Source organism: Bacillus sp. J41TS8, from assembly GCF_018333035.1.
GTDB lineage: Bacteria > Bacillota > Bacilli > Bacillales > Bacillaceae > Bacillus > Bacillus paralicheniformis.
In genome coordinates this window covers 116,601-128,745 of sequence record NZ_BORF01000005.1, presented here as the reverse complement: position 1 = coordinate 128,745, position 12,145 = coordinate 116,601, and the positions used below count along the sequence as shown (strand labels likewise).

General features: G+C 47.9%; 14 protein-coding genes and 1 pseudogene. All 15 read right to left on the bottom strand.

The window, feature by feature from the left end; all coding sequences use genetic code 11:
* Window positions 1-6: 6 nt before the first annotated feature.
* A complete protein-coding gene (locus KI350_RS09330; protein ID WP_026579856.1) occupies window positions 7-315 on the bottom strand; it encodes a DUF2577 domain-containing protein in 309 nt (102 codons plus the stop codon).
* Window positions 312-1,292 carry an XkdQ/YqbQ family protein gene (locus tag KI350_RS09325; RefSeq protein ID WP_026579857.1) on the bottom strand — a complete coding sequence of 327 codons (981 nt, stop codon included), beginning with the start codon at window positions 1,290-1,292 and terminating at the stop codon, window positions 312-314. The genes KI350_RS09330 and KI350_RS09325 overlap by 4 nt, the downstream gene beginning before the upstream one ends.
* Before the next feature lie 56 nt (window positions 1,293-1,348).
* On the bottom strand, window positions 1,349-2,005 hold the full coding sequence (locus tag KI350_RS09320) for a LysM peptidoglycan-binding domain-containing protein (RefSeq protein WP_026579858.1): 657 nt from the start codon (window positions 2,003-2,005) through the stop codon (window positions 1,349-1,351).
* A complete protein-coding gene (locus KI350_RS09315; RefSeq protein ID WP_065643290.1) occupies window positions 1,998-5,762 on the bottom strand; it encodes a transglycosylase SLT domain-containing protein in 3,765 nt (1,254 codons plus the stop codon). The genes KI350_RS09320 and KI350_RS09315 overlap by 8 nt, the downstream gene beginning before the upstream one ends.
* A 3-nt stretch (window positions 5,763-5,765) precedes the next feature.
* Window positions 5,766-5,903 carry a hypothetical protein gene (locus KI350_RS09310; RefSeq protein WP_095290311.1) on the bottom strand — a complete coding sequence of 46 codons (138 nt, stop codon included), beginning with the start codon at window positions 5,901-5,903 and terminating at the stop codon, window positions 5,766-5,768.
* A 41-nt stretch (window positions 5,904-5,944) separates the two neighbouring features.
* Window positions 5,945-6,394, bottom strand: a complete 450-nt coding sequence (locus tag KI350_RS09305) for a phage tail assembly chaperone (RefSeq protein ID WP_065643289.1) — start codon at window positions 6,392-6,394, stop codon at window positions 5,945-5,947.
* A 164-nt stretch (window positions 6,395-6,558) separates the two neighbouring features.
* A complete protein-coding gene (locus KI350_RS09300; protein ID WP_003180830.1) occupies window positions 6,559-7,002 on the bottom strand; it encodes a phage tail tube protein in 444 nt (147 codons plus the stop codon).
* Window position 7,003: 1 nt separating this feature from the next.
* On the bottom strand, window positions 7,004-8,350 hold the full coding sequence (locus tag KI350_RS09295) for a phage tail sheath family protein (protein ID WP_065643288.1): 1,347 nt from the start codon (window positions 8,348-8,350) through the stop codon (window positions 7,004-7,006).
* Complete coding sequence (locus KI350_RS09290) at window positions 8,350-8,574, bottom strand: YqzN/YkzM domain-containing protein (protein ID WP_020451022.1); 225 nt, start codon at window positions 8,572-8,574, stop codon at window positions 8,350-8,352. Before KI350_RS09290 ends, KI350_RS09295 begins: the two co-directional genes overlap by 1 nt.
* A complete protein-coding gene (locus tag KI350_RS09285) occupies window positions 8,575-9,015 on the bottom strand; it encodes a phage portal protein (RefSeq protein ID WP_065643287.1) in 441 nt (146 codons plus the stop codon). It lies immediately after the preceding gene.
* 12 nt (window positions 9,016-9,027) lie between these two features.
* On the bottom strand, window positions 9,028-9,516 hold the full coding sequence (locus KI350_RS09280) for an HK97 gp10 family phage protein (protein WP_065643286.1): 489 nt from the start codon (window positions 9,514-9,516) through the stop codon (window positions 9,028-9,030).
* Window positions 9,513-9,869 carry a YqbH/XkdH family protein gene (locus KI350_RS09275; RefSeq protein ID WP_026579862.1) on the bottom strand — a complete coding sequence of 119 codons (357 nt, stop codon included), beginning with the start codon at window positions 9,867-9,869 and terminating at the stop codon, window positions 9,513-9,515. The genes KI350_RS09280 and KI350_RS09275 overlap by 4 nt, the downstream gene beginning before the upstream one ends.
* Window positions 9,866-10,228 carry a protein YqbG gene (gene yqbG, locus KI350_RS09270; RefSeq protein ID WP_212930474.1) on the bottom strand — a complete coding sequence of 121 codons (363 nt, stop codon included), beginning with the start codon at window positions 10,226-10,228 and terminating at the stop codon, window positions 9,866-9,868. The genes KI350_RS09275 and yqbG overlap by 4 nt, the downstream gene beginning before the upstream one ends.
* A 115-nt stretch (window positions 10,229-10,343) precedes the next feature.
* A pseudogene (locus KI350_RS09265) lies at window positions 10,344-11,279 on the bottom strand (phage major capsid protein).
* Between the two features lie 17 nt (window positions 11,280-11,296).
* On the bottom strand, window positions 11,297-12,145 hold the full coding sequence (locus KI350_RS09260) for an XkdF-like putative serine protease domain-containing protein (protein ID WP_020451016.1): 849 nt from the start codon (window positions 12,143-12,145) through the stop codon (window positions 11,297-11,299).

Below are 12,145 nucleotides of genomic sequence, written 5' to 3'. Positions count from 1 at the left end.
CTACTCCTACACTCTGTCTATCACGAAAAACGACTGCCCTCCAGGCATGGCGGCAATCATCACGTGGTCGCCGGCATGCAATTGGCTGTAAAAGCGAATCGTTTTGTCTTCTCCGTCAATCCGGATCTGTTCCGTATGTTCTGTCAAATGCCTGGCGACCACCAATAAGTCGGAGGGGATCACCAATTTATCATGATTGCGGAGCTTCAGCTTGAGCGGAGAAGCGGACACGACTTCAGCCGGCATGACATCGACAGGCGATTCAGCGTTTACGGCTCCTAGAGCAAGCTCTTTTATCACATCGCTTAATTTCATGAAGTCGCTCCTTCAGGTATTGTATTTTTCGCGACGACATCAATCGTCATCACATGCTTTGTCCCTGCAAAATCGTGTTTATCTTTATCAACCCAATAGGTTTCTTTAATACCCGCTTCCGGAATCGATATATAAACCGGCAGTCCGCTTTGGACTTCCGGTATACCGAGCGCCTGTATGCTTTTCAGCTCTTTTTTGACGCCTTTCTTTTCAGCCTGTATCTTCTTCGCCCGGTCGCGCAGCTGCGCCTCGTTAATATCATCCGAAACCGTTTCTGTATACTGGAGAATGCCGTATCTTTTCATACCGGCTTCATCACTGGCTGATGCGGTATAGGTTTTGTTATCTTTCTGCTTTCTCAGCTTCACCCGGGTTGCCGTTTCATCGATTGACGTACTGTAAGCGTAGTCCGTAATGTTCACACCTGTTTCCAAAACCCAGATATCCTCCGGCTCGGGCCATGCTCTTAAACACAGCTTTCCCTTTTCGGCATACAGCTGATAGTTTTTTCCGGTTTGCTTTTTTGTTTCCCTCAGCGCTTTTAAGATGATGTCATACAGGCTCGTATTGTCTTTAAAGACGAGTGATTTAATCGTATGTCCGGTGCTTGCGATCGCGCCTTTGGGAATTTGAAAATCGTTCGCAATTCGTTTGACAATGTCAGCGGCCGTTTTGTTCGAGAATACATAGACATCCTGGTTTTTCACCAAGTACTGAAGCATGTCGTACGCTTTAAACGTGAGCGTGTATTCTTTCGGCACCCTGCTGAACACAATTCCGCGAAACAGTTCTTTTCCTTTCCATTTAAATAAAACGGTATCGCCTTCCTGCACGCTGTAATATTTATGGCTTCCCTGCTTGATCACAATCGACGCTTCGATCGAACGAGGCGCCTGGTACCTTTCTCCTTCCAATGTGACGCTTTCGGTGACAAGTTCATACCATTCGCTTTCTTTTATGACAAATAATTCGATCATCGCTATCCCCTGCTTTTGATTTAACAGAAAAACGCCGGTTCACCCGGCGCATCGTTTTATGGTATTTTCAGCTTTTGCCCCGGAAAAATCCAGTGCCCCGGCTGTTTGATGTTTCGCTTGCTTCGTTTGATCATCGCCTGTTTGTTCGCGTTCCAAATTTTCCGCCATTCCTGGCTGTTTCCGTAAAAACGGCCTGCGATGTGCCAGAGCGTATCGCCTTTTTTGACGGTGTACATTTTTGGAGCCGGTTTGGACGGCCGTTTTTTCTTCGTTTTCTTTTTTTGCTTGATCTTCCGAGGTGATGCTGTTTGATACTCTTTTAATGTGAGATCAAAATCCCGGTCACCGATATCCTTTTCACCCTCACGATGCGAAAAGTTTTCGATGCTGCATGTGAAATTGATCTTCGTGCCCGTGACGAGAAATTGAACCGTTTTTTTTGCTTTCATCCACTTCTCGATTTTGAGAATCGCGTTCTCCGGCGAAAGAAACCCTTTATATTCCGCAAGCGGAGAATACTTTTTCGGAAAATGAGACGAAAATGAAATCGTCTTTGCTCCCGGTTCATTGATAAATGTAACCTCGCCGAACTTTGACACCTTTACAGACTCGTTCGCAAGATTATTGCTGACGTCAAGCTGCTCGGGAAGCACAGGGAGGCGCAGCTTTTCCTTTCCTTGCGTCAGCCAAAATTCGTACACGGATTTAGTCATAAGCTACGCTTCCTTTCGTCCCAATATGAATATCCCGTTCAAGCTCATCGACAAGAGCGCGCTTGATTTTCGCAATCAATGTTTCCTGGTCGCGCTCACTGTGATAATGATTGTCGCCGGTAATATAGATGTTGACTTCTTTGGCGCCGTTTCCAGCCGGCTGCCGGGATCGGGCCCCGCCTGCGGTGGCTGCAGCCGCCTGACCGCTTGAAATGGAACCGGATCCTTCAGCGGGGTTATGCACTTCCATTCCGAGCGCGCCTGCAGCCCGTTGAAGCAAATATCTGCCGCGGATGCCGCGTTCTTCGGGAATGATCCATTCGCGCTTGCCGCCTTCACCCACGCGGGCGATCTGCTCGCTAGTGATCAGGCCGCCGTTGGCATAGCCTTTATAAGCTCCGCCTCTTGCCATGCTTTTAATCCCCGGCGTGTTAAATGGCGACCCGTATCGCGATTTGATGTAATTGATGGCCGCTACCGCGTTGTGAACAGGATTGAAAATATCATTCATTCCTTTTCCTTTGTACGCATTAAACGTTTGGCCGATCGTCTGCATCAAACCTCTGCTCGGGTCTCCCCGCTTGGCGTTAATGTCCCAGCCGTTAGAGGCGCGCGGATTTCCGCCGGATTCCTTTTGAGCAATGACAGAAAGCGGCTGCAGCCACGACGCCGGTGAACCGGTAGCCATGATCGCCTGCATTAGCCACGACTTTACATTTCCACCGACGGCTCCGATTCCGGAAAACGCAGCTGCCAGTGAGCCCGCTTGTTTTTCCGCAAAACTTTTGACATCGACAGAACTTAAACCTTTGACAATCCCAACCGACGCAAAACGCCCGAGATTCATCATGACCCGGGACGGAGAATGAATATCCAGCTCTTCGCGGAACGCTTTTTCCACTTTTTTCGCTAAGTTTTTTGCAGCTTGAGAAACTTCGCTGCCTTTTCCATTCATGCCGCTGATAAAGTATCCGACCATGCCTGATCCCCAGCCTGCAGCCGACTGTTTCGAATCAAGGAACGGCTTGTTGATATTTTTATCAACATACTGCGATGTCCCGGTCGGTGTTGCATTTTGCCCGGAAGCGAAGTTTTTGACTGTATTTGCGCCCCAGGAAGATGACGTCTTCACCGTTGTTTGATAAGGCGCATTTACTTTTGCTTGAAGAAAACCGCCCGTTCCGGTCGCGGTAGTATTTTGCCCGGAAGCGAACCCGGCGACCGCCTGTTTTCCGTAATTAGACGATTCTGCCGGCAGGCTGCTAAACGGCTTGCTGATGTTTTTTTGCTTCCATTGATCAAGGGAAGGAGCGTTTGAGCCGATCCCTTTGTCAAAGCCGCCGGTGAATTCCCGGCCGAAAGCCTGCGCCTCTGCCGTTATATTCCCGACGCCGACAGCAGGCGACACAGAAGCCGAATATGAAGCGGTGCTTGAAACCGGAGAAGAAGCTCCCCCGTCTCCCGCCGCGGCCCCCATATCGTCAACAACGCGCATGCCGAGCTTGGTCGCTGCCTGGGCAAGCAGCATCTTCCCGCGGCCCCGGTTGTTTTCCGTCGGGATGACAAATTCGTTTCCGGCTTCACCGATCCAGGAGATGGTCGGTTTTGTGATGTAGCCGCCTGTTGCATTTTTATCAGGATTATCTCCTGTCATGAAGTTGATGACAGCATCAATACCGCCGCCAACTTTATCCCATATTTTACCTACCCATCCGAATGCTTTCTCAAAACCGTCGCTGATCAATCCGGCAATCTTTACAATTGGCTTTTGAATATTTTTCTCAAACCAGCCGGCGACGCCTTCCCAAATGTCTGTTACCGTTTTTTTGGCCGCTTGAAATTTTTCTCCAATGGCTTCTTTTACGGTTGAAAACGTATTTTTTATCGGATTCCAAACCGTATTTATAAACCATGAGGAAACCGCGCCCCAAACTCTTTTGATCATGTTCCAGGTGAATTGAAAACGATCCCAAATCCCAGTTGCCACTTCAATGACTTTTGAAACTACGGGATTCCAAACATTTTCCGCAAACCAGCCGGCGACCGCCGTGAATGTCTCTTGTATCATCGTCCAGGCTGTTGTCAGCTGATTCCAGATCCCTGTCGCTACTTCAATCACCTTGCTGACAACAGGATCCCATACATTCTCTGCGAACCAGCCGGCGACCACCATGAATGTTTCCTGAATCATCGTCCAGGCTGTTGTCAGCTGATTCCAGATCCCTGTCGCTACTTCGATCACCTTGCCGACAACCGGATTCCAGACATTTTCCGCAAACCAGCCCGCAACTGTCATGAATGTTTCCTGAATTATCGTCCAGGCTGTGGTCAGCTGATTCCAGATCCCTGTCGCTACTTCGACCACCTTGCCGACAACAGGATTCCAGACGTTATCTGTAAACCATCCTGCTATCATCGACCAGTTTTCTTGAATGGCTCCGAGTGCCTCAGCCGATTTATCTTTTATCGTATTCCACGCTTTCTCGACACCGCCGTTGTCATCGAACATCTTCCCGAAATATTCACCGATGCTTGAGCCGCCCAAGCTTCCGACCATACCTCCAATGGCCCCGCCGATTGCCGTCCCCCCCACAGGGAGAATAGCTGTGCCAATTGCAGCACCTGCTGCTGCGCCAGCTAAACCGCCGCCAATTCCTCCGCCTGCCGAACCGACTTTTTCGCCTGCGTTTTCTTTGTTCATATCCATTAACTCAGTCGCTGATAAAAGCGCTCCAGCATATGGGAGGGCTTTGCCTCCAACTTTCCCCACTTTTCGAAGACCTTTCATAAACTTGCCGCCGGATCTGTTTCTTCCCGGTCTTGTTTCTCCATTAGTGGAGGTTTCTTCACTTCCTGGCCTGCTGCTTGTTGCAGGTTCATTGATTATAGAACCTCCGCCTCCACCACAGCAGCAACAACCGCCTCCACTTTCTTCACCTTTAAACAGCTTACCGAGGATGGCATCAAATGATTTGTCCCAAATCTTCTCCGGCAGCCCCTTCACCCAGTCAACAAATTTTTCTTTACCCCACTTTAGAATTTTAGTCCATACGGCCTCAGCTTTCCCATCCGAATCTTTGCTGTCTTCTTTTTGTTCCGTTTTTACAATTGCGTCAATTTTAAGGATACGTTTGGCCTCGATGCTGTTAAGCTTTTTTTGCAAGGCATTCATTTTCGCGGTGGCCTGGTCGTTAATCGTAAGGGTGGCTTGATATTCCCTTGCTAAATGATTATTCAAATAGGAGGAAATCCTGCTGGCTGTCTGGGTGATTTTATCAATGACATAGAGCGTTGCAGAGTATCCTTTTTGCAATACACCCTTCATGTAGCCGGAAATTTTTTGAACAGCCGGGGTGACTCGGTCGTTAACGGCTGCAGTTAAGAAGTATTCAGCTGATGACAAATCAGACATGATGCTTCTGATCTTTTGAATGCCCGGTGTTGCCTGATCATTTATTACAATTGAAAATTGATAATTGCCAGGCAGCTTTTGCTTAAGCTGATTTGAAATATTGTCAATCGTTTTGCCGGCTTTATCAACTGCTGAAATTTCAAGCTGCCATGATTTCAAGTTGGCTTTTAAGAAAACATTAAGTTTTTTCAATGTTTTCTCTGCTGTTTTCGTTTTTATTTTCATTGCGAACGGGCGGCTGAGTTTTTTTCGTCTTTTTTCCAGGTCTTTAAACCCCTTCTGAATCCTTCGCAGCTTCTTAGATACCCGGTCTTCAAGGTCAAAACGTGCCGTCAGTTTTGCCATGGATTATGTACCTCCTTTCCTCGCTTCTTTTTCCAAGATTTGAAGTTTGTAGCTGATGAGTCCGTATAAAAACGCCTTAAACGGTTTTGGGGCTTCGTACAGCTCCCGGAGCTGGGATGGAGAATAGTGAAGTTCGTGCATCGCAAAATAGAGATACACCGCTTCTTTATTCCCATCCTGGATTAGTTTTTTGCTTCTTCTTCCAGATCTTCAAGGTCGTCTTCAAAGCCGTTGATTTCAATCGCTTTGTTGAGCCAGTTCGCATATTCCCCTCCGACTGACAGAACGCGTTTGGCTACTTCGACCGGGTCGGCCGTTTGATAGGCTTCTCTTAATTCCTTTGAACGGAAATCAGGATAGATCGTCGATTCAATGGCGATTCGGGCGTAAAAGCGCTGGGTGTCGAGATCCTTGACGCGGCCCCTGCTTTTGATGTTTTTATAAGTCGTATTTTCTTTTTCAAGCTCGTCAATGCGCTCGGTTGTAATCGGCTTAAACACAAACGGAATGACATTGCCCTTTTTATCGACGAACCGCTTTGAGATCGGCACTTTGATTTCCTCGGCTTCAACGGTTTGTCCCGGCATAAAAAAGGATAAATCATATACTTTTTCTTCTTGTTTTTCGCTCATGTCTGCTTGCTCCTTTAACATTCAATTTTTAAATTGGCAATGAAAAAGCACCCTCGGCTTGGCGAGAGTGCTTGGTGTTAAATGTCCTGACTACTGAATCGGCTTCCTTCTTTAAGACCAGCCTTTGCGATCTAAGTTTAAAAAGCGGGATACGGGGCTCTTTTTTAAAACGTATCTTTCAGTTTTTCAGGAACGTCAAAATCTTCAAATGTGAATGGCACTTCTTCTTCCAGCGCTTCTGAATCGACGTCAAGGCCGGCGATTTTGGCTGAGTCAAAATTCACGTCATACAGTGTGACACGTTCCGTTCCGCGGCCTGATGACTGGTCGTCAAGGACGGCCTGGAGCGTGAAATACGGATCATCGCCTTTTTTTACATAGTTCATCATTAATGTGACAAATTGAGACGTGACTTTATAAAATGTCGCCGTCCCCGTGCCGTTTGCACCTGTTGTCTTGTGGCCCGTCATGCGGCGGCCCATAATATTGACTTCGGCTTTATTCTTTTCGACGTTTGCCTCAAATGTTTTGATATGAGCCATCTCTTGTCCGTCGAGAAAAAGACGGCCTTCTTTTCCGGAAATCGTGTTTTGCGCTTTTAATGCCATATTATTTTACCTCCACATTAAAGTAGAATTTTTCTGCTGCATCAACCGGCTGGACGGCCAAATCGATTAAAAACCCGTCGCGGTCTTCATTCAGTGTGATGGCAATATCGCTTTCAGAATCAAAACCGGTAATGCCGCCGGCTTCCTGAAGCGCCGTCATATACTGAATGATCAGCGTTTTGACGTACTGCAAACCATCGTCGGACGCAGGAATGTCGCTGCCGCTTGCTTTTCGCGCTTTGATTAAAGCCTTTAATTCGCGGGTCAAATCATTGTTAACTCCGTCAAGGACGCGGATGATTTTATTTTTCGAGAATTTTTTGTTTTTGTCGGCAGTGAAACTCGTTAAAGAGTTGATGTCTTTTTCGACACTGACCGATTGATCGCGTGCATCAAACGTAAATAAAAACTCGCCTTTTTTCAGATGTTCGATGACCTGATCTTCATCCAGACGGTTCAGAACATCAACAGCTCCTTCGTATTCGACAAATGTCAGTGACTGGTTAAAAGTCGCGCCTGCGCTTGCTCCAGCGACCCATGCTGTCGCTTTTTCAGGCGTGATTTCTGTGCCGTCTTCCAGCACAACGCCTCCCGTTACATTAATGATGCCTTCATCGTCTCCGGCATAATCGGCGACTACGCCTTGGACTTTCTGACCCTGCTTGTCGCGAAGGCGTTTGATGAAAGCGGCAAAAGTGGCTTTCAGCTGTTCATTGTCTGCAACCGGAAGTGCGATCGTATTGAAGTATTCCGTTTCGGCAGCATCTAAAAACGCGGTGTAATCGGCAACACTTGCCGTTCCGTTCTCACCGCCTGAAAGCTTTGTGCCCGCTGTCAGCTCAAGCGCGCCTTCCCCTTGAAACGTGACGTACGCATTTACGGTAAGCTCTTCTGCCGTTTTGACGGTTTGCCGGTCAGCCTCATCTGTTCCGACAAAGGTTGTAACATCAAACTTTTTAGAATCGAGCACATTTTCGGAAATGCGGATTGAAATGTCGTTCCCTTTCTCGCCCCCGTATTTTGCCGTTACACTCAGCGTTTCGCCGATTTGGGCTTTCGCCGGCGCTCCTGTGTTCAGACGGTACAGCAAAACGGTCTGTGCGTTTTTCTTCGCTTCGCGGAAAAGCAGAAGAGACGGATCATCGATGTTCAATCCCACTTTTTTATTTAAATCTTCAATGCTGGAAATCGATACGAATGATTTCGGCTCCCCCCAGCTCATGACGACAGGAAGGGCAACTGTGCCGCGGTCCCCGACGGAAATCCGCTCCTCTGCTGTCGTTTTAAAATTAAAATAAATGCCGGCACGATCTTTTTCTTTGCCTGGTGTAAATGTTCCGCCGTTCATTAATTCATGACCTCCTTGGCTAAAAATGTTTGAATAAGCTGACTTGCCTCAAGCTTTGAAATCTGCTCTTCTTTCACATGAAAAAGAGCACCGTCGAGAACTTCCGGTTTAATGCCGAAAAGCTCTTTCGCGTGCTCCCTCAGATCCTCGATGTAGAACAGCGCTTCTCGTTCCTCAAGAGGCGCCTTTTTTGCTTCGGTCTTTGTTTTTTTGCTGACTGTCAATTATTTCACCCCGTTTGTAAAATCGATTGTTTCCAGAGAAAGTTCGTTTTCCCGTTTGTACCAGTAGCGGCTGTTCCATTGAATAATAATGGACGCGGTGCCGGAATCCCCTATCCTCGTCTCGATCCGGCTGATCCTCAAGCTGTCTCCTGTGTCTTTACCCAACCGGTCAATGAGCGGGATGATGTGCCGCGCTTCCCTTACGGCGTCTGCAATGCGCTCGGCATGATCGTGGGCCTGCTGTGAATCATGGTGAAACAGTTTCACATTCAGGGTGAAGACTTTTTTAAATGTTGAAACCGTATCATTTTCATCAAAAACAGAAGGGGGAGGAAAATATAGCGACGGTATTTGAAAATGGTCGGGTATTTCCTTTTCATAACAGACGACAGGAAAGACTTGATAAAAAAAATTCATAACAGATCCCGTTTCGTCGTTCAAAGCTTCACCTCCTTAAAGGGAATTCAGCCATGTTTGCAGCCTTTCATTCAGGCGTTTTTCAAATAAACGCTCAAATATGTAAAGCGCATGCTCCCAATAGCCTGTTCCCTTTACCCATTGCCGTTTTAAAGCCATGCCGGACGAAGAACCGGGATCGTATTGAAATCGGCCGCTGTGCCATTGTCCCGGAATCCACCTGACTTCCTCTTTTCCGCCTGTCCAATGGCCGTCATTTACGAATGAGGCGTACTCTAACTCCGTCCCGACTTCAAGCGTGAGTCCGCCTTTTTCGATTTCCCATATGTTCCCTTCAGCCTCTCGCTTGAAAGAGCGCATAAGGCTGCCGGTATCAATCGATCCGGCGCGTACGATTTCGTCGCGGACCAGATCTAAAAAATCGGTTCCCGCCTGTTCAAGCCACTTGGCAGCTTCAGTTCGAAAGCCGCTCTGCCCCGCTTTTTCCAACGTCCGCGATAGCTGTTTCAATCCTTTGATTTTCATAGTTTTTCATCCCTGACCGCTAAGACTTCCAGGTGATGGCCTTTGATGTTGCGCGGCTGCTGGAGCGTGTAGCTGACACCGTTCCAGACCGCAAGATCGTGAAGGCGCACATCTGCATCCGCCGGAAAATGGGCCAAATATGAATGATAAATGACCTGTTCGGGATCTTGCTGGACGATCGACTGATTTTTTTCCGTAAAATAGCAGGGAACGTTTTGAAGATCGGGTGTTTCCCCGTATGTGCGAATCGGCTGCAGGTTTGGCGCGGGAATGCCGTACCTTGCTTCCTCTGCATGATCTTCCTTTAAATGATAGATATCGCAACGGTCGCTTAATAGACTTTTGTAGCTCATAGCGGCCGCACCTTGAATCGGACAGATTCATAATCAAGAATAAATTCTTCGAGCAGTTTATAGACGTCGGGCTTCGCCAGGCCACCGCTTCTTGAGAGCGTATAGGAGTAGTCACCCAATTTCTCAGATTTGTAGCCTTTCAAAAGCGATTCATCACCGTTTTTCAATGCAAAGTACTGTGCCAGCTGCAGCAAAGCGAGCCTTGCCTTTTCCGGCAGCGGATCATATTTTTCATCTGTAAAACGATGCCCCGTGATCTGCTCGGCTTCAAGGATATCCTGCCGCAGCAATTCCTGCGGCCGGTTTTTCACGGCTTCAATAACGGAATATTGAATGATATCGTCGGGCGTGATCAGCATGTTCATCACATCCTTCCAGAGCTTTTAGCTGTTGTCCGGGGCGCTTTCGCTTGTGCTCGGACTCGTTTCCCGCCGATTGGCGATGCTTTCAGTGAAAACGTTCGGACTCAGGCATTTACTCTTTTACATTGACGATTTTTGCAACCGCGTCTTCTTCTTCGAATTTGCTGTCCAGTTTTGCCGTCAGGACAATGATAAATTTGCGCGCGCGAATGTCTTTATCGACTTCAATTCTGATATTGCGCGAGAAACCGAGAATAATATTTTTCGGATGCGTCAAAATAATGTCTGATGCTTCGGCGGCTGCATCTCCTTCTCCGTACGCATACGGCTGAATATTTGAGACCCCTTTAACAGGCACGCCAAAAGCGGTTGAAAGCCCGCCCTGTACAGCCGCATCCCCGAGAGTGGTTTGACGGTCTGCGACGCGGTCTTTCCATTCGATCTCCTGACCGAGCGATGTGTAGAATCTGAATTCCTGCGGAACGCGCATATATTTTGCCGGAACAGCTTTCAGCCCCTGTTTGAAAAGCTGTCGGCTGATTTGCTCCCCGCCTGCATCGACGATGTGAGAGACGGACTGCTTCCGGATCCCGTCAAGTTGAGCAAGGTATGGATCTGAAGACGCAACATCGCCGTTGACGATCAGTTCTTCAATATCCACAGCGGCCCGTTCCGCCAGCATTTGCATCAGCGTCTGTTGAAGGCCGTCTTTTTCAATGTTATTTTCGAGCGTGTCATAAGTAATGTTGACTTCGGCAATGACTTCTTTCGCATTCAGTTCAACTGTGCTGGTCACCGGTGCGGTTAATTGGTCCTTCGCCAATGCTTTCCCTTCATCAGCCGCTCTTAAAATCCGCTGGCCAAAACCGATTTTTTAAAATTTTTGCGAGTCGTTTTCCATTTGAATCACACGTGATTCGCTGAAAATTGTCGGCGTGTTTTGCACCATGCGAATAAATGCAGAAGCCTGCGCCGGATTCATTAATCCTCCGCTTTTCAACGTCGCAAGCGACATCTCGGCTTTACGAATAATCTCTTGATTTCTCATGTTCTTCCTCCTCCAAATTAAAGCAATCCGCTCCAAATCGATTTTTTAACTTCTTCTTCTCCTTCTTTTTCAGCCGCTGCCTGCTTTGAGGCACCTCTCATCTTTTCGAGTGCTTCGATGCGCGCAATCAGAGGGGCGAGCATGTCCTCGACGATTTCCTTCACATGTGCATCCTGGTCTGTCTGCTGCTCTTTTTCGTCCGCCGCTTTATCCCCTTCCAAATCGTCAAGACGTTTGAGAAGCGGAGCCAAGACGGCTTCAATCGTTCCTTGAACTTCTGATCGTTTCATCTTTTTTTCTTCCTCTCCCGTTTTTTGTTTGTCGCCGGCAAAAAACTGCTTAAACAGCTGAAAGAAACTGCCGGTCTCATCGGTTTTAGAGCCGGCGCGGGGCGGGTGTTCGACCGTTTCGGCAGTGCCCGCCATGCTGTAGCCGGTGATGCTTCCTTTTTTAATCTGTTCCCAGATCTCATCGCCGGCTTTTGTCACCAGCACCCAAGAGCCTTTCACAATCGTTTCGCCGTTCACTTCAAAATCAGCCGGCGCAACATAGGACTCCACGACTTCTCCGACGCCTCCCTGGAAATTGTGATCCTTGTCGATCTTCCGGGCATTTTTCAGAAAACCGTGGGCGGCTTTTTGGATTTCGTCAGCCGACATAAAATCGCCGTGGGCATCCTGAATGTCCGGCTCGTAGACCACGCCGTAGACGAGCTTCTTTTCATCCTCGGCTTTCGCAATCAGCTTGACTTCCTTTTCAAATGTCGGCGATTCACTCGATTTCGTCATAAAGAATTTCTTTTTGTTCGCCGCTTTGTCGACATAACTGACGAAATTGATCTTGGCATTTTTAAGCTCTCTCGGCAC

What these genes read in the sequence shown, in the direction of transcription:
- KI350_RS09275 (WP_026579862.1), bottom strand. Translation starts at nt 9,869, where the DNA reads ATGAGCTACAAAAGTCTATTAAGCGACCGTTGCGATATCTATCATTTA.
- KI350_RS09330 (WP_026579856.1), bottom strand. Translation starts at nt 315, where the DNA reads ATGAAATTAAGCGATGTGATAAAAGAGCTTGCTCTAGGAGCCGTAAAC.
- KI350_RS09325 (WP_026579857.1), bottom strand. Translation starts at nt 1,292, where the DNA reads ATGATCGAATTATTTGTCATAAAAGAAAGCGAATGGTATGAACTTGTC.
- KI350_RS09320 (WP_026579858.1), bottom strand. Translation starts at nt 2,005, where the DNA reads ATGACTAAATCCGTGTACGAATTTTGGCTGACGCAAGGAAAGGAAAAG.
- yqbG (WP_212930474.1), bottom strand. Translation starts at nt 10,228, where the DNA reads ATGCTGATCACGCCCGACGATATCATTCAATATTCCGTTATTGAAGCC.
- KI350_RS09305 (WP_065643289.1), bottom strand. Translation starts at nt 6,394, where the DNA reads ATGAGCGAAAAACAAGAAGAAAAAGTATATGATTTATCCTTTTTTATG.
- KI350_RS09315 (WP_065643290.1), bottom strand. Translation starts at nt 5,762, where the DNA reads ATGGCAAAACTGACGGCACGTTTTGACCTTGAAGACCGGGTATCTAAG.
- KI350_RS09310 (WP_095290311.1), bottom strand. Translation starts at nt 5,903, where the DNA reads ATGCACGAACTTCACTATTCTCCATCCCAGCTCCGGGAGCTGTACGAA.
- KI350_RS09300 (WP_003180830.1), bottom strand. Translation starts at nt 7,002, where the DNA reads ATGGCATTAAAAGCGCAAAACACGATTTCCGGAAAAGAAGGCCGTCTT.
- KI350_RS09280 (WP_065643286.1), bottom strand. Translation starts at nt 9,516, where the DNA reads ATGAAAATCAAAGGATTGAAACAGCTATCGCGGACGTTGGAAAAAGCG.
- KI350_RS09295 (WP_065643288.1), bottom strand. Translation starts at nt 8,350, where the DNA reads ATGAACGGCGGAACATTTACACCAGGCAAAGAAAAAGATCGTGCCGGC.